Below are 26,878 nucleotides of genomic sequence, written 5' to 3'. Positions count from 1 at the left end.
CAAACGATGTGTTTATAACTATATCATTGATAATAAGACAAAAGTGCAGATAATGCTGCACGTTTGTATTTAACTTTCTATGAAAAGTCGTGAATTCAAACGCTGATGACAATTCTTATTTGGCTTTTTCAGCTTCTGCAATTTTCACTTTCCAGGTATCAGGACCGATTTGGTGTGCGTTCACGCCATTAGAATCAACCGCTACCGTTACTGGCATGTCTTCAACTTCAAATTCGTAGATTGCTTCCATACCGAGATCTTCAAACGCAACAACACGTGCTTTCTTAATTGCTTTTGCAACAAGATAAGCGGCGCCGCCAACGGCCATTAGGTAAACCGATTTATGTTGTTTGATTGATTCAACGGTTGCAGGACCACGCTCTGCTTTACCAATCATTCCCATGATGCCGGTTTCTTCTAGCATCATGTCGGTGAACTTATCCATACGAGTAGACGTTGTTGGGCCAGCAGGACCTACCGCTTCATCGCCGACTGCATCAACAGGGCCTACGTAATAAATGAACTTACCTTTTAGGTCGACGCCTTCTGGTAAACCTTCACCACTTTCAAGCATGCCTTGAATACGCTTATGAGCAGCATCACGACCGGTTAAGATCTTGCCTGATAGAAGAACCGTTTCGCCAGTCTTCCACTCTTGAACGTCTTCTTTAGTAATTTCATCAAGGTTAACACGGCGTGTATTTGCACCAGCTTCCCAAGTAATATCTGGCCACTCTTCTAACTTAGGTGGTGTTAGCTCTGCAGGGCCGCTGCCATCTAATGTGAAATGTACGTGACGCGTTGCCGCACAGTTCGGGATCAAGCAAACAGGCTTAGATGCAGCGTGAGTTGGTGCTGTTTTGATTTTCACGTCAACCACAGTCGTTAGACCGCCAAGACCTTGTGCGCCAATACCCAGTTTGTTGACACGGTTGAAGATATCTAAACGAAGCTCTTCTTCAGCGTTCTCTGGACCTTTGTCGATAAGCTCTTGAATATCGATGTGTTCCATCAAAGATTCTTTTGCTAGTACCGCTGCTTTTTCAGCCGTACCACCAATGCCTATGCCTAGCATGCCCGGTGGACACCAGCCCGCGCCCATTGTTGGTAGCGTCTTCTCTACCCATTCTGCAATATCATCAGAAGGGTTCAGCATAACCATCTTAGTTTTGTTCTCAGAACCGCCGCCTTTTGCTGCGATTTGAATTTCAACTTTGTTGCCAGGAACCATATTAATGTGAACAACCGCTGGCGTGTTGTCTTTAGTATTAATACGCTTACCTGCAGGGTCCATTAGGACAGATGCACGCAATGGGTTATCCGGGTTGTTGTAAGCTTGACGAACGCCTTCATCAACCATTTGTTGTACTGTTTGATCCGTTTCCCACCTAACATCCATACCGATGTTCACGAAACAAGTAACAATACCCGTATCCTGACAAATTGGCCGATGGCCTTCCGCAGACATACGCGAGTTAATCAGAATCTGAGCGATCGCATCTTTTGCTGCTTGGCTCTCTTCTTTCTCGTACGCTTTTTCTAGGGCTTGGACAAAGTCTAAAGGGTGATAATAAGAAATGTACTGAAGTGCGTCAGCGACACTGCTGATCACATCTTGCTTACGAATAACCGTCATTGCATGCCTCTTTATTGTTCTGGTTCTATTTGGGTTCTTGGTTTGACTGTTTTGTCTCACAGGATTAGTTGGCTTAGCTTTTTATTATGTTGAGCTGTATTTAGTTGCTTTAGCAATCGCTTGCATAGCTTTAAACTAAGCCATGTGGTTTGCACCGTTCTAATCAAGAACCCATTTTATTTTCAATTTATGATACTCTTGCTTTCTCTCACACGCCATGCAGTGATCGAACTCTTTGTCACAAATTAAACAAATGAATAACAACGAATTTCGCTCTATCCAAATCAAGCCGCTTGAATATCAATCAACTTTAGCTAAACAGCTGTTTTCTCATATTCAAAGCGTGCCGTGGGCAATGCTATTACGCTCTGCCTCAGAAAGCCACGTCGATAGTCGATACGACATTTTAGTTGCTCAACCCATCGCCACCTTCGAGACAATCGGTGCAAAAACGACCGTTAGTGTTAATGAGACGTGCGAGGTTTCAGAGTCAGACCCTTTCGAACTACTCGACCAATACCAACAGCAATTGCTACCCGCAACCAGTGAGCATCCTGAACTGCCTTTCATTGGCGGCGCTCTAGGCTATTTTAGTTACGATTTAGGGCGACGAGTAGAAGCTCTACCCTCTCTTGCTAAGCGTGATATTTCTGCGCCAGACATGGCGGTTGGATTGTATGAATGGGCTGTGATTGTTGATCATAAACATAGAGCTGCGTTCCTTGTTGGGCAAAACATTGATACCCATTGGGATTGGTTAACTCAGCAACCATCGCAAAACGAACAAGCTCATCAGAAGTTTGGATTAACCACCCCATGGCAATCCAACATGACAGAGCAGACTTATGCCAATAAGTTCGATAACGTTCAAGAGTACTTGTTGTCGGGTGATTGTTATCAGATAAACCTTGCTCAGCGTTTTCGTGCCGATTACCAAGGCAGCGAATGGCTCGCTTATGAAAAGTTAGAGCAATACAATTCGGCGCCGTTTTCTGGTTTTATTCGTCTTGAACACGCTGCAATCTTAAGTGTCTCCCCTGAACGATTCTTAGAGCTCAATAGTGGCACCATTGAAACTAAGCCGATCAAAGGCACACGCCCTCGTTCTGATGACCCTATGATTGATAACGCCAATGCTCAAGACTTAACAGCAGCAGAAAAAGATCAGGCTGAAAACCTGATGATCGTCGACCTACTGCGCAATGACATCGGTAGAGTCGCAAAGCCAGGCTCAGTTAACGTCCCTAAATTGTTCGATATCGAAAGCTTCCCTGCCGTGCACCACTTAGTCAGTACCATTAGAGCAGAGCTGGATGTTCAGTACTCCGCGACTGACTTATTGAGAGCCTGCTTCCCTGGAGGTTCGATTACGGGTGCTCCGAAAGTTCGTGCAATGCAGATCATTGAAGAGTTAGAACCCCATCGACGTTCAGCTTACTGTGGCAGTATTGGCTATATCAGCCGGAATGACAGAATGGACACCAGTATTACGATTCGAACGTTAGTGGCGGAAGATAATGCCCTCTATGCGTGGGCTGGCGGTGGCGTGGTATTTGATAGTGATTGTGCCTCTGAGTATCAAGAAACACTCGATAAATTGAGTCGTATCTTACCTGTACTTGAAGAGTACTGATCTAAATCGGTAAACACCCAAACGCAACTTTGTGGCGTGTTAGCCAATCTAAGACCGTAAATAAAACAAACCCTAAGCCATCCAAGATAGCTTAGGGTTTTCTGTTTTTGGATAAGAGCCAATACGGATGTATTAACACTAAACAACGGCAGTTGGTGCAATACCCCACTTCTTGAGCATGTCTTTAAGATCATTCGAGGTGTAGGGTTTACTGAGGATGTCATCCATTCCAGACTTAATGCAACGCTCACGCTCTTCAAGCGTCGTTCCGGCAGTGAGTGCCACAATAGACTTGGTGTAACCTTTCTCTCTGAGCTTTTGTGTCGCTTCAAAACCGTCCATGACTGGCATCCTGCAATCCATAAACACGATGTCATATTCATTATCTGAGGCGAGTTCCAGTCCTTCGACTCCATTACCTGCAATGGTCGGTTCTATCTCATATTTACTCAGCATCTGTTGGATGATGATTTGGTTCATCTTAATATCGTCCACCACTAGGACTTTAAGTAAAGACAGTTCGCCCTCTGATTCGAATCCTATCGCGACTCGATCACTCTCTGTTGGCATGTCGACAACTTGAAGAGGAATTGAAATGGTAAATCGAGTGCCTGTACCCACCACACTGGTAACGCCAATATCGCCGTTCATCAGAGCCACTAACTTGCGACAAATCGTTAAACCCAGTCCAGTACCTTCATAATTTCGGCTACTTGAATTATCGGCCTGCGTAAACGGTTCAAACAACGTTTTGTATGCAGACTCGGCAATCCCGACCCCAGTATCTTCAACAGAGAAAACAAATTGGTTTTTGTCCCATTCAATATCAACATTCACATGGCCTTCTTCCGTAAATTTAATCGCATTACCGATTAAGTTCACAAACAGTTGAGTGATACGTTCTAAATCACCTTGGAAATGAGAAGGCATGTTGGAAGCGACACTAATATTGAATTCAAGCTGCTTCTCAATGGCGCGATTGACGAAGATACTCTCAATCGTGTTTCTCAGATCATGTAATGCAAATTTCTTCGGTATAAGATCTAACATGCCCGCATTAATCTTACTGTAATCAAGTAAGTCATTAATGATGGTTCTCAGAAACTCGCCAGACTGACTGAGGTTATTCACTATCTCACGCTGAGAGCTGTTCAGTGTGGTATCGCTGATCAACTCAGCACTGCCTAATAAACCGTTTAGCGGGGTTCTTAGTTCATGGTTGATCATCGCCACAAAGTCACGCGTTGCCCTTTCAGACTCTTCGGCTCGTTGACGCGATTCAATATTTCGGTTGATAGCTAATTGATGGGTGATTGCACTACAAATTAGGTCAGTGACCAATAAGAGTTGGCTTTGAATAAATTCGTAATCTTGGTCGGATAAATTGACCTTAACAATCAGCGCACCGACAATCTCGTTTTCTACTTCTAAAGGCACCATTAGTAAATCACCTTGCCATTGAGGCTCCTGAATGTTTTGATCCAGTTCGCCAACCGATTCATCGCCGTAATCACAAGTTTGAAGCTCTGGGAGTAACATAGGTGGTAATATCAAACGGCTAGCTTCAATCAGGTAGCTATTAGTCACGTTCATCGTTAACTCAGACAACATAACATCATCCAAATCATTCCTGAGGAAAGCCCGACCGAAGTCTATCAACAGGTTTTCGATTTGTTCTTGGAATTCTATACGACGTATATTGGCGTTTGAACGCTTCTCTAACTGGCGCAAAGCTAACTCAAGCTGTTGATTCGCCTCAAACAGCTCTAAGCTCTTTTGCTCCAGCAGCCTCTCAGCTTCTTTTCTTGCTGCAATTTGCCGCTTTAGCTTATTTTCTATAGCAGATGCCAAGCTCATATTACTTTTCTACTTTTAAATTGAACCTAACCACACTTTGATCATCATTCTGTGGCGTCATCTCTACCAAAATAGACTCACCATGATGCTCAGCACACCCTTCTATTAGCCCTAGGCACACATGCGACATACACCTAGCGCTTTTGTAATCAAAGACGAGTTGAGCTTCTGTTGTCGAAATAAAACTGAATTCAGGTGGTTCAGCGTCTGGGTAAAGTTTTTTCACTTCTACGTGGATGTAACGCTCAACATGTTGGATAAATTGGAAGGTAGTGTTGCTGTGAGCCAAGCTAGCTTTGTCTGGTAAAGAAGCCAACAAATTCTTAAATACGGACTGGCCAAATACGCGTTGTAAAGTGGCTGTATCAATATCTGTTTTTTTACTTAGGTTAATGATGAGTTTAACGAGATCTTTGTGGTCGTAACTACCTACCGACGTATAAATCCCCTCGTCTTCAGACATTTGTAAAACTTCTTCTAAAAGCTCTAGTCCGAACTTATCTTCAACAAGCTCTAAAAATTCAGTGAATATGATTCCTTTCATTTCATACCTTTTGATCTGTTTCTTTTTAGAATGAGTCACTAAGTTCTTGTTATCAATTTCTTAATCAAAATTATTGGCTCTATCACTTAACTTTATGACATTGATAACGGTTACCTACTCATATGCCCATATTGAATATAGCAAAAAGCAAGAATTTGAAACCAAAAGCCCGACTCATAAGCGGTTAACTTCCAAGATAGACAGGTTTGAGACTCAAACAGACACGCTTTGTTAACTAATTAGACCCGATTTACACCAAGATTGGCGTTAGCTTACGGGTTATGCCTATACTTAAAGGCATAATAATCAATATATTGGCATGATATGAACCGAGATAACTTCCTTCAACAGTTCCAACTTAACCCAACAGTTGGCTACCACCCTGAATCTGTAAGGCGTATTTCTCATATTAGTGGGGAACAACTACGCAAAGCGGCAGTAGTGGTCGGTTTGGTTGAAAGAGAAGACGGTTTACATGTCATTTTTACTAAAAGAGCAGTACATCTTAAGCACCACCCTGGCCAAATCAGCTTTCCTGGAGGAAAACATGAACAATCGGACCCTTCTATGCAATTTACTGCATTAAGAGAACTGCACGAAGAAGTAGGAATTCGATCGGATCAGGTTAAAATTGTTGGGCAATTACCAGCATTGAGCACCATTAGTAAATTTTCTGTGACACCGATTATTGCAATGGTCGATCCTGATTACAAAGCGGTTATTGATCAGAACGAAGTTGCCTCTATTTTTGAGGTTCCTGCCACCTATGTTTTGGACCAAGCCAAGCTTCATAGCCACACCGTTAATTTCAAGAAAATCCAACACCGTGTTTTTGCCATGCCCTTCGAAGAGCACCTAATATGGGGCGTTACGGCTCAAATCATCCAATCACTGCAGCAGCATGTTGTGCAATAATCTACATAGCAACTATGTTTTTTTTAATCTCTGTTAACAAAATCCAACCTTTCTATGGAACAGATTTATTAATGCAACTTTACGCAAACGTTTCCCTGGTATAAATCTGAACAACTCCGCCTTTCGCATAAAAAAAACTAATATATAGCATAAACATAAATCAGCTGTAGCACGCCAATTTCGTGATCAAAAATCCGTTTTTCGCATATCATGTGACACGCCGTTTCATTACATGATTAAGATCTATTTTTTGTAGAAGAAAATTCTGCAGAATTAGCCCCAACTTATTTCCTGTTCCCAAAAAATGAGTAATTTAACATGAACACAACAACTTCTTCGGTAAATGCCGTTAAAGATTCAAGCAAGTTTAACTATAAAGATTTTACCTGGTGTTTATCACTATTCGGTACAGCAGTTGGTGCTGGCGTACTATTCCTTCCAATCAAAGCTGGTGCGGGTGGTTTTTGGCCATTAGTTATCCTAGCTCTAATCGCGGCACCAATGACTTGGTTCGCACACAAATCTCTAGCTCGTTTCGTACTGTCGGCTAAAAACCCTGAAGCTGATATTACAGACACAGTTGAAGAGCACTTCGGTAAGACTGGCGCAAACCTTATTACTTTTGCTTACTTTTTCGCTATCTACCCAATCGTTCTTATCTACGGTGTTGGTATCACCAACACGGTTGATTCTTTCCTGGTAAACCAAATGGGTATGGAATCTATTCCACGTCCTCTTCTTTCTGGTGCACTGATCCTTGCTATGACAGCAGGTGTTGTATTCGGTAAAGAACTGATGCTTAAAGCAACGTCAGCAATGGTTTATCCACTAGTATTCGTCCTACTAGCGCTGTCTTTCTACCTAGTTCCTGAATGGAACACTTCAATGATGGAAACAAGCCCAGAATGGTCTTCAATGCCTTCTATTATCTGGCTTGCGATTCCAATCATCGTGTTCTCTTTCAACCATAGCCCAATCATTTCTCAGTTCTCTAAGGAGCAACGTCGTGTATACGGTGATGACGCAGTTAAAAAAACTGACGCGATCACTGGTGGCGCAGCAATGATGCTGATGGGTTTTGTAATGTTCTTCGTATTCTCTGTAGTGCTTTCTCTATCTCCAGAGCAATTAGAAACAGCACAAGCGCAAAACATCTCGGTACTTTCTTACCTAGCTAACGTTCACGAGTCTCCACTTATCTCTTACATGGGTCCTCTAGTAGCGTTCGCAGCAATCACTTCTAGCTACTTCGGTCACTTCCTAGGTGCTCATGAAGGCCTTGTTGGTCTAATCAAGTCTCGCTCTGGTTCTTCAATCAGCACGATTGAGAAAGCATCTCTAGCGTTCATCGTTGTTACAACTTGGATTGTTGCGGTAGTTAACCCAAGCATCCTAGGTATGATTGAAACAATGGGTGCACCAATGATTGCAGCTATCCTGTTCCTAATGCCTGTATTTGCGATGCAAAAAGTACCAGCAATGGCTAAGTACAAAACATCAGCACCTGTGCAAATCTTTACAGCTTTATGTGGTCTAGCGGCTATTAGTTCTGTAATCTACGGCGCTCTTTAATCTAAAGCACTTTTTATAAGATGATCTTCATCTTATATCGTGAGATTAAACACAAAATATAATGATAATAAATGAGCCTCCCTACTCCCCTTGGGAGGCTCTCTTTTTGAGGTAATCGCAATGATTAGTGTATTTGATATCTATAAAATCGGTGTTGGTCCATCGAGCTCACATACAGTTGGACCAATGAAAGCGGGTAAAGAATTTATTGATGACCTACGTTCAATGGGAAAATTGCGCGACATCACTAAAATCACCGTGGACGTATATGGATCACTATCACTGACAGGGAAAGGTCACCACACAGATATCGCTATAATCATGGGTCTTGCTGGCAATACTCCTGAGAAAGTAGATATCGACTCTATCGCGGGCTTTATTACTCGAGTAGAAGAAACTGAACGTCTACCTGTTGGTATGCACTGTCATACTGTTTCATTCCCTAAAGATGGCGGAATGAACTTCCATACTTCGAACCTTTCATTGCATGAAAATGGCATGAGCATTCATGCTTGGGTTGATGACGATGTCGCATACTCAAAAACATACTACTCAATTGGTGGCGGTTTCATTGTTGACGAAGAGAACTTCGGCAAAGAAGAAGAAAACCCTATTAAAGCACCTTACGAATTCACAACAGCAGAACAGCTCGTTAATCAGTGTAAGGAAAGCGGTCTTTCTATCAGTACACTGGTTATGAAAAACCAAGCAGCGTTCCACTCAGACGAAGAGTCTCGTACGTACTTCGCAAATATCTGGAGAACGATGCGTGAGTGTATGGATCGCGGTATGAATACTGAAGGTGTTCTACCTGGTCCACTGCGTGTTCCTCGTCGTGCAGCGGCACTTCGACAACAACTGATCACTTCAGAAAAAACAACCAACGATCCAATGACCGTAATTGACTGGGTGAACATGTATGCTTTCGCAGTAAACGAAGAAAACGCAGCGGGCGGTCGTGTAGTAACGGCGCCAACAAACGGCGCGTGTGGCATCATCCCTGCTGTATTGGCTTACTACGATAAGTTCATCCAAACAGTGACAGAGAAAGACTACATCCGTTACTTCGCAGCTTCTGGCGCGATCGGTGGTCTTTACAAGCGCAACGCTTCTATCTCTGGCGCTGAAGTTGGCTGCCAGGGTGAAGTTGGTGTGGCATGTTCTATGGCTGCTGCTGGTCTTGCTGAACTTATGGGTGGTAGTCCTGAGCAAGTGTGTATGGCTGCAGAAATCGGCATGGAGCATAACCTAGGTCTAACGTGTGACCCGGTTGCAGGCCAAGTACAAGTTCCATGTATCGAGCGTAACGGTATTGCTGCAGTGAAAGCAATCAACTCAACTCGTATGGCACTTCGTCGCTCTTCTGCTCCTACTGTTTCTCTAGATAAAGTTATCGAAACAATGCTAGAAACAGGTAAAGACATGAACGCTAAATACCGTGAAACATCTCAAGGTGGTTTGGCAGTTAAGGTGGTTTGTTAATTAGTATTAGTTTGTTAATAGCCTTTGAATCAATCTGCTTTTAATAAGCAGATAATAAAAAGGAACGCCGATGCGTTCCTTTTTTTGTATCTAAAGCTTTTGTAGCTGAAGTTTGGTGACTGATTTATTCAACCGACCAAATTGTTTTATTAAATCACTTGTGAGATAAGCAAGAAGCAACCAAATAGCAATGAGAATGCCATCATTGCATTACCACCTTCCGTGCGGTATCTATCATCAGCAACTTTCATCAAGCGTTGTTTATGAACCATCACCAGAGGAACAAACACAGCCAAGAACACTAAGATGATGCCTGCATAGTTCAACACTTGTAAGAACTTATCTGCAGCAAGCAGTGAACCAGCCAGCGGTAGGATGAAGCTAATGCAGTAAGTAACCGCAGTGTTTTGGTTGAACATGTCTCTATTCTGGTTGAACAGCGCCATCGCCACACCAAAGAAAGAAGTTAACAGTGCCAAACCTGTGAAGGTAGAAAGAACATTGCCTACCCAAGGAGACTGTGCCTCAAACGCCGCCATCAAATCTGAGACATTCTTGAAGCTTCTGAATTGCTCTTCACTCAAGTTACCTACTACCGCAAACAACCAACACAGGTAACACACTAGTGGGATCAAAGAACCAACAATCACCATATTACGCAGCTGTTTGTCTGTCGCTTCGTGGTTATAAGAAACCAAGGTTGGAATCACAACCATAAAGCCAAAGCTAGTAAACAGGATTGCACTGGTTTTGATTAGATCGACGTGATCATGACTGGTCACCTGCATAAGGTTATCTTGAGTCATGTTCGGCGCTAAAAAGGCCATAGTGACAAACAGGCTCGCAAGCATCACAAAGAACAATGCACGGTTCAGTTTATCAATGACACCGGTGCCACTCGCGACGACGGCACCTGCAAGTAAGGTAAACACGATTTGGCTCGTGGTCGCGGTGATCACAACGCCAAAGTTAGACAGTAACTTGCTCAGTAAATCACCCGCGCCCAGAATGTAAGCCATTAAAAGGCAAATCAATAACGCGTAAAGTAGGCCGTTGATAATCAACTGCCCTTTTTTGCCCAGAGTTTTTCGAGCAATAGAGTTCAACCCTAGACCGCCACCAGCTTTGATGGTCGCTTCTAGAAGTAATAGTGCTGCGTAAGTGGTACCGAAACAAATCAGAACCATCAGCAGTGTGCCGTAAAGCAATCCGAATTGAGCTAATACCATTGGGATCGCAAGCATACCAGCACCGAGAGCGGTACCAGCGATAATTAGGGAGCTACCCATCATTTTAATATTCATTATTTTTAACTTATTTGTTTAGTTTTTATAGGTGTGAGTCTTCATACATCAAGCGGATGACAAAGGAGTTCAGATAGAAATAAAGTTATAAAACGAATAACAATAGGAGCGATAAGCAGTAAAGAAGCGTGCAGAGACGTTGTCGAACAGGGCGTTCAAAGGGGAGCTTGTCTTAAAAGAGGTAAAACGAGAAGCGTGAGTGAGCGTTAACTGATGTGGTGAACCTTCCGTAGGTTCAATAATCGGCGATGTAATCTTGAATTTCATGTATGTGTCCAATAATTGAGTCACATTCCATAGTATTTGAAGCAGCGTATCCGTTGCTGCCCTACCCCTAGCATTAGAGGTCTTTTTATCTTATCGAATGAGCCTCGAAACACAACGCTATAGCCACAATTTCTGCTATTAAATTGAACAAAACAGCTGTTTGATCATAAATTAACCACCAAACTGCATAAAACTATAATCATTATTAATAAAAACCAAAGAGAGAAAACATGGTCTCTCTTTTTATCCAAACGAAAACATTACATTAAGGCGCAGGACTATATAAACGAGGTGGACTGCTGTTTGGTAAGTGAATCAGATTTAAGCGATTACGTCTTGCCCATTCGACCGTCAATGAGGTCGGAGCCGACAAACAAACCAAGGTTGCGATTTCAGCACGCACGGCTTTATGGATAAGCTCTAAACTGCAACGACTCGTCATAATGGCGAACCCCGACTTAGGGTTGATCTCATTCATGGCCATCGCTCCTATGAGTTTATCCAGTGCGTTGTGGCGGCCGATGTCTTCACGACAAAGTGAAACTTCACCTTTCGAGTTCGCAAACAAAGCGGCATGTAAAGCACCAGATATTTTGGCTGCTTTTTGATGTTTGGCAATTCGCTCTCTCAACCCCTCAAAAACCAGTGGACTGGGTGGTAATGACGATGGCAATGGAACCAAATCCGGAAGTGCTTGTTCAAGCGCCTCAACACCGCATAAACCACAACCTGTGCTTCCAGCTAAGTTACGTCGCTGAGTTTTCATTTCCCAAAAAGCGCGATTGCAGATTTCTACTTGCGCAAAATGAGATTTACCATTAGCACCAATCTCAATATCACGAATTTCACTGAATCTTTTTATGATACCGGTGCTTAAACTAAAACCGCGCACAAAGTCTTCCATGTGGCCTGGCGTCACCATCATAACCGCCTGACTGATCCCGTTATAACTGATCGCCAATGCAGATTCGTTTGCCAGAGGTGCATCCACCACCATGCTATAGCCCGTAAGCTCGCGATAGCTCATGGCCTTGGGCTGTGGAGGCGCTTGATTAAAATCAGGCAGTTCAATATAGGATTGAGTTATACATCTCATAAAATCACCCGGAAAGACGGTCAGCTTGACGATATCGACTCAGACTGAAAACGCCACTGACTAAACAAATATCACTGATTAAACAAATGTTTTGCTTCAGCAAAACACTGATCAGTGAGTGCCGAATAAGGTTCTTGTTTTCGCTTAAGTAGACCCAAAGGCGAATGCACCACTGCTTTTTCTATCGGTACGATACGCAGTTGTTCATTGAGCTCTTCCAATCCAGAGTTAAGCGGCATAACAGCACAGCACAAGCCACTGGTAACGGCTTGGATCAAGTGAAACGTAGAGTTACTTTCAATCAAAGTCTGCGGAACTAAGCCTTTACTGCCGAAACTCAAATCAATCGAATGACGATAATGCATGCCTTTAGACAAAAGCCCCAAAGGAATGCTATTCAGTGATTCCCATAAGACTTCCGACTCAGCAAAATCAAAAAATCGGTTGTCATACAGAATGCCTAAATCCGTCGAGTTCATTTCTATCACGTCAAAATAAGCCGTATTGATCTGGTCGGTGTAGCACATACCTAAATCAAGTTGGTTACGATTGAGCTGGTCTATGATCTGCTCTGATGTCATCGACAAAATTTGAAAACGAAGTTCAGGGAATTTTTCTGCTAACGGCTTAATTAACTGCATCGGGTTTTGGCTGGCTAAAGGCACCATGCCAACTCTTAGCGAGCCGACCAGTTGACCACGGCAGTTAGCCGCTTCAGCTTGTAAACCATCATGAGCCGCTAAAACTGTCTTTGCCCAAGCCAATATACGTTCACCCGCTTCGGTAAACCCTTCAAAACGTTGACTTCTTGAAATCAATTCGAGGTCTAATTCTTCTTCTAACCGCCTTATCCTCATCGACAACGTAGGCTGAGTAATATGGCAAAGTGTCGCAGCCTGACCAAAGTGTTTCGTTTGATCTAAAGCGATTAAATACTTAAGTTGTTTTATATCCATGAATGATTAGTAAAACCTTGAAATGAAGCGTCGTCTTCGCGTTCGTCGTACATTCACTGTTCTCTGTGATTGAACAGAGCTATCACGGGAAATAACTCAACCTGTAAAGCTACAGCTAAAATAAAACGGTATTTTTTGATTTAAATCAAAGTATGCCTAATTTAAATACAGGTCAAATCTAAAATATCTATAGCGTGATAGACAACAACTATCATGGAGACGCAGATATACCAAGCCTGATCGACGAATCTCTCACAAAATAGAACTCATATCGCACTGGCTAATAAATTTTATTTATCACTATGACAAGTCTATTTATCACTGTGACAAAAGCGACACTTTCCATATTTATTCGCCATGATAGATTCTATTTATCACTTAGTCGGCAATATCAATTGGACGTACTGCCCATTAGCGACATAACCTTTGATTTAGATCATGGCAAAAAATCAGCCGGTCTATTTTTGAATATTCAAAGCAGTAAACAGGTATCGACATCAAATAATCAAAACCGTTTTACTCCCGCCTTATTTTTATAACGCGCCTGTTTTTACCGGTTCCCTTGTTTACTGCCGTTCCCACGTGTGAGGAGTGCAGTTGTGAGCCAAAAAGAACAAATAAAAAAATATAAAGGTCCTGCTGGTGGTTGGGGGGCGTTAAAATCCGTCGCTAAGAGTTGGTGGGGCAGCGAAAATGCCATCAAAAACATTCGAACAATGCTTAAAACGAATCAAAACGGTGGTTTTGATTGTCCGGGATGCGCATGGGGTGAATCCCCACACAGCAGTAAAGTAAACTTCTGTGAGAACGGTGCAAAAGCCGTGAACTGGGAAGCCACAAATCGAGTTGTGGATCCTGATTTTTTCGCTGAACACAGCGTAACATCCTTGTCATCACAAACAGATTACTGGCTGGAATACCAAGGTCGAATAACCCATCCGATGAAGTACGACGCTGCATCTGACCACTATATTCCAATCGCGTGGGACGAAGCATTTTCGCTGGTCGCTAAGCATTTGAAGCAACTCAACTCACCGCATCAAGCCGAATTTTACACCTCGGGTCGAGCCAGTAATGAAGCGGCATTTTTGTACCAACTTTTCGTCCGTGCGTTTGGAACAAATAACTTCCCAGACTGTTCAAACATGTGCCACGAAGCAAGTGCAATTGGCATGAAAGATACGGTAGGTGTAGGCAAAGGAACCGTGATTTTTGACGACTTTGAAAAAGCAGACGCAATCTTTGTGCTCGGGCAAAACCCAGGCACTAACCACCCCCGCATGCTTGAACCCTTGCGTGAAGCGGTAAAACGCGGTGCGCAAGTGATCTGTTTCAACCCATTGAAAGAACGTGGACTTGAACGTTTCCAAAATCCTCAAGTTCCGGTTGAAATGTTAAGCAATGGTTCAAAACCAACCAATACCGCTTATTTACGACCAGCATTAGGTGGTGATATGGCGGTCTTTCGTGGGATGGCTAAATATTTGCTGCAATGGGAGCGTGATGCGCTCGCAACCGAAGGAAAAGCCATATTTGATCGTAAATTCATCAGCGAACACACCACAGGTATTGATGAATACTTAGCAGAAGTTGATGCGACAACATGGGAGCATATCGCTGAACAATCGGGGTTAGCTTTAAGCGAAATAGAAATGGTCGCTGACATGTACCGCCGCTCAGAAAAAGTGATTATGTGTTGGGCTATGGGCCTAACACAACATCGTCATTCAGTACAAACCATCAAAGAAGTAGCCAATGTGCAATTGTTGCGCGGCAACGTCGGTAAGCCAGGTGCTGGGCTATCACCTGTCAGGGGACATAGTAATGTCCAAGGCGATCGTACGATGGGTATCGATGAAAAACCGTCAAGCCAATTTCTTGATAGCATTGAACGCCGCTTTAACTTCAATGCCCCACGAGATGCAGGCCACAACACCATACAAGCGATTAAAGCGATGGAAGAAAAACGCTCTAAAGTCTTTATTGGTTTAGGTGGTAATTTTGCGCAAGCCACACCCGATACTCCTCGCACGCATCTGGCGATGAAAAATTGTGACCTAACCGTTCATATCTCAACCAAACTCAATCGCTCTCATCTTGTTACCGGTCAAGATGCCCTGATTCTGCCATGTTTAGGACGTACAGAAATCGATACTCAAGCTAATGGGCCACAAGGCATCACCGTCGAAGATACCTTCAGCATGGTTCACATCTCTTACGGACAGCTCGAACCTCGATCAGAGCATTTACGGTCTGAACCAGCCATTGTCGCGGGTATTGCCAATGCCACACTGGGCAGCCATCCAATAGATTGGAACTGGGTCATTCAAGATTATGGGCATATTCGAGATCTCATTGCAGATACGATTCCGGGCTTTACTGACTTCAATCAGAAGCTGGAAAAAACGGGTGGGTTTCATTTAGTCAACCCTGCCGCAAATCGTCAATGGAACACCCTCAGCGGTAAAGCGCAATTTGGCTCCAATGAACTGCCAAAACAGCTAATTAATGAAGCGGTGTTACAAGGTGCCAATAAACCCGATTTGATCTTGCAAACCATACGTTCCCATGACCAATACAACACCACGTTATATGGCTTGAATGATCGGTACCGCGGTGTCTTTGGTATGCGCGAAGTTTTGTTTATCAATGAGGCTGATATATTGAAGCTAGGTTTTAAACCGAATGACAAGGTCGATATGGTGTCACTTTGGGAAGATGGTGTAACAAGAAAAGTGAAAGGGTTTACCTTGGTGGCTTATGACGTTCCACAAGGTCAGGCGGCCGCTTACTATCCTGAAACAAACCCTTTGGTTCCTCTAGACAGCTATGGTGAACGAACCTATACCCCTACCTCGAAATTTATCGCCATCAGATTAGAGAAATCAACCTCTGACGCCATTCCCCTTTCAACCGTCAGCTAACTATCAATCGACGCCTGAAACTAAAAGTAAAAGTAAAAGTAAAAATCCACCTGTTCTGGCAGGTGGATTTTAATATTAGCGCTGGCCCAGTATAAAGACAGACCGCTGAATATGTTTATTTAAGTCATGTATTTTATTCGGCTTCTCTACCCTTCAAATTTAAAGATAGACTCCAGTTCAAACCCTAAAGAACAGGGTCACAAACTCGCTACATCACAGAAACATAACCACAACCGGAGTGTGGTCACACAATTCGTTATACCCCATAGGGAGTAGATGTTCTTCCCGTTAAAGTATGCGCGTCATTATAAATAATAAAAACCGACTACCCTATGCGCTCAACAATCACCGTCAAAATCCTAGTGGCTCTCGCCATCGTATTCACATTCCTGCTCGTCATATCGACGTATTTTCAATACTCACAACAAAAACAACTAGTTAACTCAGTATTGAGTGAACAACTTCATGATAAAGCCAGCAACTATTTCGATAGTCTCAATATGATGATGCTCACTGGCACGATGGCGCAAAAAGAAACCTTACGTCAGAAAGCATTAGCTCAAGAAGGAATTGAAAACGTACGTGTATTACGTGCTGATGCGGTTAGTAAGCTCTACGGGCCGGGTAACGAAAATCAGAAACCAGTTGATGATATTGATAAACGGGCACTAGCTGGCGAAACCATTATTGAGCCTTTCTCTGCCGAATGGGGTAAAGGCTTGGTTATCGCCCTACCGATGAAGTCGAGTGAAAACTACCGTGGAACTAATTGTGTCGCTTGTCATATGGCTTCTGAAGGTGAAGTACTTGGCGCAATACGTCTTGAATACAATCTAAACCATGTCAATTCTTTGATTGACACTCAAACCATCGCGGCCATTGGCATTATGGCGGTGATTTCCTTCGTTGGTTTTGTACTGACGATGGGCTTAATTCGTAAAATTATTGTTCGCCCTCTTCAACGGACTTCCTACTTCATGACACAGGTCAGCGAGAATAAAAACCTATCCACTCGATTGCCTGAACAAAGTAACGATGAAGTTGGCACCTTAGCCAGCTCGATTAATTCCTTTATGGGGACAGTCTCAGACAGCTTGGTCAAAGTCCAAGACACCTCACATAAGCTCAATGCTTCTGCCAACCAGTTAACCAACGTTGCTCAAATCACGGAAAAAGCCGCCAGCGATCAACAAAGTGAAACCGCTGAAGTACAGCACAATGTGGAAGGGATACAGGCTCAACAAGTGAATGTGGAGCAAGCAACGTTAACAGCATCCGAATTGATCAATCACACCGCCGATGTCGCGTGTAAAAGTGCCAATCAAGCACACGATGCGAGTAGCGAAATCAAAAGTTTGGTTAGTAGTATTGAAGAAGTAAAACACAAAATACTGACACTCAATGAACAAACGGGTGAAGTGTCTTCTATACTGAGTGTGATTCGAGGCATTGCCGATCAAACCAACCTTCTTGCTTTAAATGCTGCTATTGAAGCCGCTCGAGCAGGAGAACAAGGCCGAGGTTTTACTGTCGTTGCCGATGAAGTTCGTCACCTCGCCTCACGAACGGCTGAAGCCACTAGCAACATTGAATCGATTATTCACCAATTCCAACAAGGCAGTGAGGAGTCTCTAACTTCTGCCGACCGTGTTTGCGCGCAAGCTCATCAAAGCTCAACAGATGTTGAAGCTCTGTCGCATGACATGAATGGAGTGGTCGAAGAGATGAAGCAAGTGCTAGCACATGCTCAAAATATCCAAGAGCAAACACAATCCACCACACTCGCAACTAAAGATGTTCAATACAAAGTCGAAACCATTACTTCTCATGCCAATAATACTTCGCAATCAGCCGGAGAGACGCGCGGGATCAGTCATGATTTGGAAGAGCTGTCTGATCATCTCGAGTCGCTGATTAATCAGTTCACGCTATCCAATTCTGAAAGCCGTAAGAGTTAGTCTTCAACTGAGAGACCAAAGGGACAACTCTTCGTTGAAATGCAGAAAATAGAGTAAAAAATCAGCCCTTATTGGTTTTTATCCTCGATAGACAAAATATTTCTTTCGCCGAGCAAGAATAAAGGTTGAAGCTGTCTGTATGACAGGTAATATGTTCAATCGATTTAAAAGTTTATACAACTCAATGTTTCGGCTAATTATTGTTCAAATAACGGTTTATTTGCTGCAATGCTAGAGACTTTGAGTTGAATTTGTCCCTCAATGGAGAATGAAATCAACATGACTTACGCGCCTGTAACAGACGTACTTGGCGGCAAGCTAGCGGTAGACAGTGAAGTAACTGTTCGCGGCTGGATCCGTTCACGTCGTGATTCCAAAGCTGGAATCTCTTTCCTTGCCATTTATGACGGCTCTTGTTTCGACCCGATTCAGGCCGTGGTTCCTAATAATCTTAATAATTACGAAGACGAAGTATTAAAGCTAACAACTGGCTGCTCTGTTGAAGTAACGGGGAAGATTGTTGAGTCTCCTGCGAAAGGTCAAGACTTCGAACTAGCAGCAACTGACGTAAAAGTTGTAGGCTGGGTTGAAGACGCTGACACTTACCCAATGGCTAAGACACGTCACTCTATCGAATACCTTCGTGAAGTTGCTCACCTACGTCCACGTACCAACGTGATCGGCGCAGTAGCACGTGTACGTAACTGTCTATCCCAAGCGATTCACCGTTTCTACCACGAGCAAGGTTTCTTCTGGACCTCAGCTCCGCTTATCACTGCATCTGATGCAGAAGGCGCTGGTGAAATGTTCCGCGTATCTACGCTAGACATGGAAAACCTACCTCGCACTGACGAAGGCAAAGTTGACTTCAACGAAGATTTCTTCGGTAAAGAAACTTTCCTAACAGTATCTGGCCAACTTAATGCTGAAGCTTACGCTTGTGCACTAAGCAAAGTTTACACGTTCGGTCCTACGTTCCGTGCTGAAAACTCAAACACAAGCCGCCACCTAGCTGAGTTCTGGATGGTTGAGCCTGAAGTTGCGTTTGCAGATCTTGACGATGTAGCGAAACTGGCTGAAGACATGCTTAAATACGTTTTCGCTGCTGTTCTTGAAGAGCGCCGTGATGACCTTGAATTCTTCGCTTCTCGCATCGACAAAGAAGCAATCACTCGTCTAGAGCAATTCGTAGACGCTGATTTCGCACAAGTTGACTACACTGACGCAATCCAAATCCTACTAGACTCTGGTAAGAAATTTGAATTCGACGTTGAGTGGGGCATCGACATGTCTTCTGAGCATGAACGTTACTTAGCAGAAGAGCACTTTAAAGCTCCTGTTATCGTTAAGAACTACCCGAAAGACATCAAAGCTTTCTACATGCGCTTAAACGACGACGGCAAAACAGTTGCAGCTATGGACGTACTTGCACCTGGCATCGGTGAAATCATCGGTGGTGCACAACGTGAAGAGCGTCTAGACATTCTAGACGAGCGCATGATTGGTATGGGTATTGACCCTGAGCACATGAGCTGGTACCGGGACCTACGTAAATACGGCACAGTACCTCACGCTGGCTTCGGTCTTGGCTTTGAGCGTCTAGTGTCTTACGTAACAGGTATGGGCAACGTTCGTGACGTTATCCCGTTCCCACGTACACCACGCTCTGCGAACTTCTAATTCGAACCTTAATCGAATTTAAAAGTTAAGAACAAATAAAAACCTCCGCACTTGCGGAGGTTTTTTTATATTCGGAATAAAACGAGACTACAGATACTTCTGCGTACCACCAGCCGAGACTCATTATTCAAAGGCTAATCGACATCTCGGTCGATAGCGTATTTTATCGCGAGACCGCAGATTGCCATCATAACAAATGGGATTGCGGCAGTGGTGTATTCTGCCCAAGCCATATCAGCGAATGTTTTTGCCAATAATACGTGGCCGAGGATTAACAGAAGTGCACACACAATAGCAACTATGATCAGCTTAACTTCCTTACCCACAGTCATTTTCAACATAACGGTATCTCCAATATTTGGTCTATCGTTATTAAACCACAACTATCTGGTCAATTAGGTGTACAGTTACGCCGGAAACAATCCGTACAGTTGGAATCATTGTCTTTTTTATGAGTGACTTAAGATTTTATGAACAACTTCGACCTTTACCCTCTCACAGTTAAACGAGATAAGCCGTTAGAGAATCTGTTTCAAGAGTGCATCAGTTGATACGCGAGTTTGCCAAGTAGGATCAGCGCTTGCTCTTTCTCTGCTGTAAGTTCATAAGAGAAGTTCAATCGAATCGCGTTGTCTACTCTGCCCTGCTCACTAAACAAATCGCCAGATGCGACACTAATACCTTGAGCAATCGCTAATTGATGGAATTGTTGGCTATCGAAATAAGGAGAGAAACGTACCCACACGAAGTAACCACCAGCAGGCTCTTCAATCTCGATAGATTGGGGGAAGTATTGCTTGATAGCGCTAATAAACTTTTCTTTCCTGACCAAGAGGTTTTTACGCAATTTACGAAGGTGGTTCTCGTAGCTTTCATGAGTGAGAAAGTGTGCAACACCTAGTTGAACAGGTGCACTACTCGATAAGGTAGAAAGCAGCTGAAGCTTTTGAATCGCATCATTGAAACGTGTATTCACTACCCAGCCTACTCGATAACCGGGACATAGGCTTTTTGAATACGACCCACAAAGCAAAACAGAGTCGGTTTTATCAAAGGTCTTTAGTGGCTTAGGTTTATACCCTTCGTAATATAGGTCACCGTAAACGTCATCTTCAATTATGTAGGTTTTGTGTTGTTCAGCAATCTCTACAACACGTCGCTTTGCCTCTTCAGATAGGCTCTTTCCTGTCGGGTTTTGAAAAGTCGTCATCAACCAGCACGCTTTCACATCTTGGTTTTTTAGGGCACTTTCAAACTGTTCTATGTTCAGCCCATTAACCGGACAAACATCGATTTCAATCGGGTTAAGCCCTAACCTCTCGACAGCCTGTAAAGCACCATAGAAAGCTGGGGATTCAATGACAACATTGTCGCCCGACTTGGTGACCGTTTGTAGGCTCAAATTAAGTGCTTCCATCGCGCCAGAAGTAATCACGATGTCTTGATGATTTACCGTAATGCCTTGCTGAAGATAACGCTGCGCAATTTGTCTTCTTAAAGACTCACTGCCCGGTGGCAGGTTATTGATCACACTAGCACCGGTCATTTTCCTTCCGGCACTGGCAAGATTTCGAGTTAAAGTCGGTAACGGGAAAAGATCGGGATCTGGGAATGCGGAGCCAAAAGGAATAACACCTTCTGCAGAACTCGATTTCAAAAAATCAAACAGGCGATCATTAATCGCTTTCTTTTGATGAACTGGTGTTGAATCAAGATCAGCACCGTCTACGCGCGGCGCAACAAAATAGCCAGATTGAGGCTTAGCGATGATCCGCCCTTCGCTTTCAAGCAACTGGTAGGCTTGTAAGACAGTACTATTGCTGACGTTGTAATTACGGCAACTCATGCGCACAGAAGGGATCTTCTCCCCGGATCGCCAAGTGTTGTTAGCAATCTGAGTTCGAATATCCTTTGCAAGCTCTTCATAACGCGCCATCTAATTGTACTACCTAGAGAAATTCTAATAAGCCGGAGATTTTATCACTAACGTTACCAACTATTGCTGCTATCCATCTGAATGAGCCTAATTTCTATCATAGTGTGAATTAGTTCACAGATAACTTTGTAAGCTTTGCTAAGTTGTAACCAAGGCAGGAGCAAAGTTCGTTCTACGCCTCTACAATTTGATGTAATCCCAAAAACATGCGAGATAACAATGAAAAAAATAGAAGCAGACCAGTTAAGCTATAAAGGAGAGTCAAACGGTGTTCATAGTTGGACAACACCAAGCGGCCAGCCATATTACTGGCACCCAGACTGGCTACACACTGCTGAAGATGCGACTGGCTCACACCCAAAGCAAAAGATCGATGTAGATCAAGACCAAGCACCAACTGAGAAACACGCGGTATCTGCTATCTTGAAACACCTAAACCAATGGGCAGCAGACAAACTGGCGTCACACCCAGAAATTGAAACTGGCTCAGTTGAAGCTGAAATCAATCTTAAGAAATAATCAGCTCTTTGATAATCGATAGGTGGCTAGGTGGCGAATACCTTCCCTACCATTGCCAGCCCTATCGATGTTATGGCCTTACAGGTTGCAAAAAAACACCCTCACTCACCACGAAAAATGGAATGGCAGCGGCTACCCAAATCAATTAGTTGGCGAAGACATCCCTTTGTCTGGCGTTTAATGGCCTTAGCCGATGTATATGACGCATTAATATCTAAACGCGTCGATATGCCGGCATTTACACATCAACAAGGCAAAGAGATCATTTTAGAAGGTGAAGGTTCTCATTTCGATCCGCAAGTTGTTCAAGCCTTTTTAGCCGTCGAAGACCTTTTTGTTGAAATAGCGGCCACTTACAAAGATGGAAAAAGCGTAGAAAACGAACTCGAGAGAGAAAGCCTTATTGCTTCCACCGCATAATCTTTTCAAAAACCACTAACTTCTTGCGCCCTATAGGTTAATCCGTAGGGTGTTTTGTTATAAAATACCCTCTTTAGTCAATAAATCTGATTGAAATGGATTTTTTTAGCCTTTCTGTTCACTTCGTATTGTCTTAAAAATTCCATACAGGTATAACTACCCATAGATACTATCCCCTCTCAATTGACATGGATGAAGATTATGTTTGAAAAAGTGTTAGCTGCTCCCGCCGATCCTATCCTCGGCCTTACTGAAGAGTTTAAAAAAGACTCTCGTGCAGAGAAAATCAACCTTGGTGTTGGCATCTACAAAAATGAAGATGGTCAAACGCCTGTACTTAAAACAGTAAAGAAAGCAGAAGCTGCACTTCTTGAAAACGAAAAAACCAAATCTTACCTAACGATTGAAGGTACAGCTGAATACGGTCTAGCGGTTCAGAAACTTCTTTTCGGTTCAGACGCAGAGATCGTAACATCTCAACGCGCTAAAACAGCACAAGCTCCAGGTGGTACAGGTGCACTGCGCGTAGCGGGTGAATTCATCAAGCGCCAACTGGGCGACGTAAAAATCTGGATCAGTAACCCAACTTGGGCTAACCATAACGGCGTTTTCGCTGCTGCAGGTATCGAGACGGCCCAATACAGCTACTACAATGCTGAAACAAAAGACAAAGACTTCGCAGGCATGGTTGCTGACCTAGAGAAAGCTTCTGCTGGCGATATCGTTCTTCTTCACGGCTGCTGTCATAACCCAACAGGTATCGACCCAACAACTGAAGAGTGGGAAGTACTGGCTAAGCTAGTTGCTGAAAAGAAACTGCTTCCTCTATTCGATTTTGCTTACCAAGGTTTTGCAAAAGGCGTTGAAGAAGATGCAGCTGGCCTGCGTATTTTTTCTCAATACAATAAAGAAATTTTAGTGGCGAGCTCGTTCTCTAAGAACTTTGGTTTGTACAACGAGCGTGTTGGTGCATTCACATTGGTTGCAGAATCTGTAGACGTAGCAACAACAGCATTCTCTCAAGTTAAGAGCATCATCCGCTCTATCTACTCTAACCCACCAGCGCATGGCAGTGCTGTCGTTACTCACATCCTTGGTAATGCTGACCTACGTGCTGAATGGGAAGCAGAAGTAGCAGAAATGCGCGACCGTATCCAAGAGATGCGCGAGCTGTTCGTTACGACGCTAAAATCTGAAGGTGTAGACGCAGACTTCACATTCATCGAGCGCCAAAATGGCATGTTCTCGTTCTCTGGTCTAAGCAAAGAGCAAGTAACTCGCCTGAAAGACGAATTCGCTATCTACATTGTTGGTTCTGGCCGTATCAGTGTTGCTGGCATGACTAAGTCAAACATGGGTCCTCTATGTAAAGGTCTAGCTGCGGTTCTGTAATCGTAAAGCGAATCCTGAATTTGTAGACCTATAGATATGCAAAGCCAGCGACTAAGCTGGCTTTTTTGTGGCTGTCTTGACGTATTAGGTTTAACTAAGTTAGTACTCTAGGAAAAACTCAACACCCAATTCATTGGTTCTCTCACTTCCACCTTTACTGCCTTCACCATCTCGGTGTTGGTAAGAACCACCAATCGCAAATTTGTTGGTCACGAGATAACGTAAACCTAAATGGTAAATCTCCTCGTCAAACAAATCACTTCGGTTTACCTGCACGCTACCATTCGCAATCCAACGCTTTGCAAAACCATAGTTAAGCTCGGTTTTTACACCTTGGACAAGTTCAGTATCCGATTCGATGGTTTCATTGCTACCGTTAAGCTCGACCTCACCTTTAGTAATACCCAGCAAGTAAGAAGCGACAATATCCAAGTCTTTTTTGATGCTGTAACGATACCCTGCACCTGCCATTAAGGTATCAATTCGAGTGGTACTTTCATCTGGGTGAATGAAGCGTGCGCTATAGTCTCCTAGCAACAACCAATCATCGGTCATGGCGTAACTAACACCTAATCCATACGACGAAGCATTATTATTACCACCAGCGTCTTCATTCAAACTGCCCGAATGAGCGGTGGCGTATATATGGTCGTAATCAAGAATATCCACACCATCAGTGGCTGCCCACAAACTTGGAGAAAACATAAAAACTGCAGATACCAAACTAAGCTTCCACTTCGACATTCCTATCATCCTTCAACTGTCACTCCATTAGTTGAAAGGTTAGTCTATCCATAAGACTTTAAAAAGGTTTTAGCTCACAGATTGATTTGTGACGGCAAAATATTATCAAATGTTGTACCATGAAATCATAGAAACTAATGGATGATCATTATGGATGCTGAGTTATTAGAGATTCAAAACTTTCTGGCACAATACCCTCCTTTCACAGAACTCCCTGAGGAGATGTTGGCGAAAGTGACCAGTAGCGTGGAAATTTCTTATTACCGCCAAGATACACCTATCATTCACTTTGGTGACCAGATTAATGATCTTTACATTGTTCGAAGCGGCGAAGTAGAAGTCTATCGTCGTAAAGGTGAGCTCTATAACCGCCTCGATGAAGGGCACTTGTTCGGCCAAATGGGGTTACTCACCAACAACAAAGTTCGCTTCCCCGTAAAGGCAACAGAAGACACCCTGCTCTACTGTATCCCTGAGCCTATTTTCCAAGAACTTTATGACAACTATGATTCATTCGCTGACTTTGTCGAAGTAGAAGATAACGCGCGACTGCGTCAGGCTAACTTAGACAGCAACGACGCTAACGATTTAACGACATCCAAGGTTAAAACGCTGCTCACCAGTGAAGCACCAATGATCGAGAAAACGCGTACGATTCAGCAAGCTGCCACCATGATGGCCGAAGATAACGTCTCTTCCCTACTGATTATCGACCCAGATATCGTCGAAGACGAAGAGGATGATTCGACACCCGTTATCGGTATTATCACCGACCGTGATTTATGTACACGTGTCCTTGCTGAAGGCCTAGACCCATCAGATGAAGTATCCAGTGTGATGACGCCAGAGGTTATCTCGCTCGACCATAATGCTTATGTATACGAAGCTATGATGACCATGCTTCGCTACAACGTGCATCATCTACCAGTGCTGAAAGATAAGAAGCCTATTGGTATTATCGAAGCGACCGATATCGTACGTTACGAATCTCAAAACTCGCTATTGTTAGTAAGTAGTATCTTCCAACAACAGAGTATTGAAGATCTGAAGGTGCTTTCTGAGCAAGTGAAAGACAGCTTTGTGCGCTTAGTCAACGAAGATGCCAACGCCCATATGGTGGGTACTGCAATGTCAGTAATTGGTCGTAGCTTTAAGCAACGTATTATCGAGCTAGGTGAAGAGAAATTGGGCAAGGCTCCTATCCCTTACTGTTTCCTCGCACTCGGCTCTATGGGCCGTGATGAACAATTGCTCGTTACTGACCAAGATAACGCAATTATTCTTGATGATACCTACGATGAGAAAAAGCACGGCATGTACTTTGCTGAGCTCTCAAAATTCATTTGTGAGGGCTTAGACCAATGTGGCTATGTGTACTGTACCGGTGACATCATGGCGACGAACCCAACTTGGCGTATGACACGTCGACAATGGGAGGAGTGCTTTGCCGATTGGATTGATGATCCAAACCCGAAAGCGCTGCTGAATGCCTCGATCTTCTTTGATTTAGATGGCGTGTATGGCCGCTTAAAATGGGCTGAGCAATTGAACAGCTTCATTGTAAGACGTGCACGTAAGAACAACCGCTTCTTGGCGTGTCTTGCTCGTAATGCACTCAACCGAACGCCGCCTCTGGGCTTCTTCAAAGATTTCGTAATGGAGAAAGATGGCCGTCATAACAACTCGATCAACCTTAAACGCCGTGGCACCGCCCCACTCGCAGACTTGATTCGAGTTCACTCTTTAGCGGTAGCTTCTCGTTCGAAGAACTCATTTGAGCGTTTGGACGATATTATTGATGCCGGTATTTTGCCGAAAGGCAGAGCGCAGGATTTGAAAGACGCCATGGAGTTCATTTCTTTGGTTCGTATTCGTCACCAAGCGCATGATGTTGATAACAATATCGAGCCTGATAACAACATTGAACCAGAAAACTTATCTGACTTCGAACGACGCAATCTAAAGGACGCATTCCAAATTTTAAGTAATGCGCAAAACTTCCTTAAGTTCCGTTATCAAGCTAGCAATAAGTTTAAGTAGGGC

19 protein-coding genes and 1 pseudogene are annotated in these 26,878 nt (G+C 43.6%); 11 read left to right on the top strand and 9 right to left on the bottom strand.

The genetic code is table 11. The annotated features are described in order from the left end of the window. Window positions 1–115: 115 nt before the first annotated feature. Window positions 116–1,636 (bottom strand): fumarate hydratase, encoded by a 1,521-nt coding sequence (locus ACMAZD_RS07410; protein WP_123287010.1) that lies wholly within the window; start codon window positions 1,634–1,636, stop codon window positions 116–118. A gap of 253 nt (window positions 1,637–1,889) precedes the next feature. Here ACMAZD_RS07410 and pabB point away from each other — a divergent pair, with 253 nt between their 5' ends. Beyond that, the gene (gene pabB, locus ACMAZD_RS07405) at window positions 1,890–3,269 is read left to right on the top strand and encodes an aminodeoxychorismate synthase component I (protein ID WP_435249126.1); all 1,380 of its coding nucleotides are present in this window, start codon (window positions 1,890–1,892) and stop codon (window positions 3,267–3,269) included. 138 nt (window positions 3,270–3,407) lie between these two features. On the opposite strand, the gene ACMAZD_RS07400 is transcribed toward pabB, so the two are convergent. Both ACMAZD_RS07400 and ACMAZD_RS07395 read right to left on the bottom strand, forming a co-directional pair. Then, complete coding sequence (locus ACMAZD_RS07400) at window positions 3,408–5,126, bottom strand: ATP-binding protein (RefSeq protein ID WP_435249125.1); 1,719 nt, start codon at window positions 5,124–5,126, stop codon at window positions 3,408–3,410. A 1-nt stretch (window position 5,127) separates the two neighbouring features. Then, window positions 5,128–5,670, bottom strand: coding sequence for a heme NO-binding domain-containing protein (locus ACMAZD_RS07395; RefSeq protein WP_435249124.1), 543 nt, complete (start codon window positions 5,668–5,670; stop codon window positions 5,128–5,130). Window positions 5,671–5,994: 324 nt separating this feature from the next. Here ACMAZD_RS07395 and ACMAZD_RS07390 point away from each other — a divergent pair, with 324 nt between their 5' ends. The 3 genes from ACMAZD_RS07390 (at window position 5,995) to ACMAZD_RS07380 (ending at window position 9,639) form a co-directional block, all read left to right on the top strand. Further along, on the top strand, window positions 5,995–6,585 hold the full coding sequence (locus tag ACMAZD_RS07390) for a CoA pyrophosphatase (RefSeq protein ID WP_435249123.1): 591 nt from the start codon (window positions 5,995–5,997) through the stop codon (window positions 6,583–6,585). Window positions 6,586–6,903: 318 nt separating this feature from the next. Beyond that, window positions 6,904–8,157: an aromatic amino acid transport family protein gene (locus tag ACMAZD_RS07385; RefSeq protein ID WP_435249122.1), complete on the top strand. Its 1,254-nt coding sequence runs from the start codon at window positions 6,904–6,906 to the stop codon at window positions 8,155–8,157. Between the two features lie 120 nt (window positions 8,158–8,277). After that, window positions 8,278–9,639, top strand: a complete 1,362-nt coding sequence (locus ACMAZD_RS07380) for an L-serine ammonia-lyase (protein WP_435249121.1) — start codon at window positions 8,278–8,280, stop codon at window positions 9,637–9,639. A 149-nt stretch (window positions 9,640–9,788) separates the two neighbouring features. On the opposite strand, the gene ACMAZD_RS07375 is transcribed toward ACMAZD_RS07380, so the two are convergent. From ACMAZD_RS07375 to ACMAZD_RS07365, 3 genes are all read right to left on the bottom strand, one after another. Next, window positions 9,789–10,931 (bottom strand): amino acid permease, encoded by a 1,143-nt coding sequence (locus tag ACMAZD_RS07375; protein ID WP_435249338.1) that lies wholly within the window; start codon window positions 10,929–10,931, stop codon window positions 9,789–9,791. Window positions 10,932–11,475: 544 nt separating this feature from the next. Then, window positions 11,476–12,306, bottom strand: a complete 831-nt coding sequence (fdhD, locus tag ACMAZD_RS07370; protein WP_435249120.1) for a formate dehydrogenase accessory sulfurtransferase FdhD — start codon at window positions 12,304–12,306, stop codon at window positions 11,476–11,478. Window positions 12,307–12,377: 71 nt separating this feature from the next. Next, entirely contained in the window at window positions 12,378–13,262 is an 885-nt protein-coding gene (locus ACMAZD_RS07365; RefSeq protein ID WP_122053739.1) for a LysR family transcriptional regulator, read from the bottom strand. A 599-nt stretch (window positions 13,263–13,861) separates the two neighbouring features. Here ACMAZD_RS07365 and ACMAZD_RS07360 point away from each other — a divergent pair. From ACMAZD_RS07360 to asnS, 3 genes are all read left to right on the top strand, one after another. Then, a complete protein-coding gene (locus tag ACMAZD_RS07360; protein WP_435249119.1) occupies window positions 13,862–16,186 on the top strand; it encodes an FdhF/YdeP family oxidoreductase in 2,325 nt (774 codons plus the stop codon). Between the two features lie 332 nt (window positions 16,187–16,518). Continuing rightward, complete coding sequence (locus ACMAZD_RS07355; RefSeq protein WP_435249118.1) at window positions 16,519–18,144, top strand: methyl-accepting chemotaxis protein; 1,626 nt, start codon at window positions 16,519–16,521, stop codon at window positions 18,142–18,144. 279 nt (window positions 18,145–18,423) lie between these two features. Next, the gene (gene asnS / locus ACMAZD_RS07350) at window positions 18,424–19,824 is read left to right on the top strand and encodes an asparagine--tRNA ligase (protein ID WP_004734710.1); all 1,401 of its coding nucleotides are present in this window, start codon (window positions 18,424–18,426) and stop codon (window positions 19,822–19,824) included. A gap of 134 nt (window positions 19,825–19,958) precedes the next feature. Here the strand turns inward: asnS and ACMAZD_RS07345 are convergent, their stop codons facing one another. Then, window positions 19,959–20,165 carry a hypothetical protein gene (locus ACMAZD_RS07345; RefSeq protein WP_435249117.1) on the bottom strand — a complete coding sequence of 69 codons (207 nt, stop codon included), beginning with the start codon at window positions 20,163–20,165 and terminating at the stop codon, window positions 19,959–19,961. A gap of 191 nt (window positions 20,166–20,356) precedes the next feature. Next, window positions 20,357–21,760: a PLP-dependent aminotransferase family protein gene (locus tag ACMAZD_RS07340; RefSeq protein WP_435249116.1), complete on the bottom strand. Its 1,404-nt coding sequence runs from the start codon at window positions 21,758–21,760 to the stop codon at window positions 20,357–20,359. Window positions 21,761–21,979: 219 nt separating this feature from the next. On the opposite strand from ACMAZD_RS07340, the gene ACMAZD_RS07335 reads away from it, so the two are divergent. The 3 genes and pseudogenes from ACMAZD_RS07335 to ACMAZD_RS07325 all read left to right on the top strand — a co-directional run bounded on the left by ACMAZD_RS07335 (window position 21,980) and on the right by ACMAZD_RS07325 (window position 24,091). Next, window positions 21,980–22,279, top strand: coding sequence for a hypothetical protein (locus ACMAZD_RS07335; RefSeq protein ID WP_435249115.1), 300 nt, complete (start codon window positions 21,980–21,982; stop codon window positions 22,277–22,279). A gap of 97 nt (window positions 22,280–22,376) precedes the next feature. Continuing rightward, window positions 22,377–22,699 (top strand): annotated as a pseudogene (locus tag ACMAZD_RS07330) (HD-GYP domain-containing protein); the annotation flags it as partial. A gap of 201 nt (window positions 22,700–22,900) precedes the next feature. Then, entirely contained in the window at window positions 22,901–24,091 is a 1,191-nt protein-coding gene (locus ACMAZD_RS07325) for an amino acid aminotransferase (RefSeq protein ID WP_435249114.1), read from the top strand. Between the two features lie 99 nt (window positions 24,092–24,190). On the opposite strand, the gene ACMAZD_RS07320 is transcribed toward ACMAZD_RS07325, so the two are convergent. Further along, the gene (locus ACMAZD_RS07320) at window positions 24,191–24,835 is read right to left on the bottom strand and encodes a hypothetical protein (protein WP_435249113.1); all 645 of its coding nucleotides are present in this window, start codon (window positions 24,833–24,835) and stop codon (window positions 24,191–24,193) included. Window positions 24,836–24,985: 150 nt separating this feature from the next. Here ACMAZD_RS07320 and ACMAZD_RS07315 point away from each other — a divergent pair, with 150 nt between their 5' ends. Next, window positions 24,986–26,875: a DUF294 nucleotidyltransferase-like domain-containing protein gene (locus ACMAZD_RS07315; protein ID WP_435249112.1), complete on the top strand. Its 1,890-nt coding sequence runs from the start codon at window positions 24,986–24,988 to the stop codon at window positions 26,873–26,875. The last annotated feature ends 3 nt before the right edge of the window (window positions 26,876–26,878 follow it).

Origin of the sequence: Vibrio sp. nBUS_14 (assembly GCF_051201655.1) — a bacterium.
Lineage (GTDB): Bacteria > Pseudomonadota > Gammaproteobacteria > Enterobacterales > Vibrionaceae > Vibrio.
Note: the sequence above shows the minus strand (reverse complement) of the source record. Positions and strands in the feature narration are given on the sequence as shown.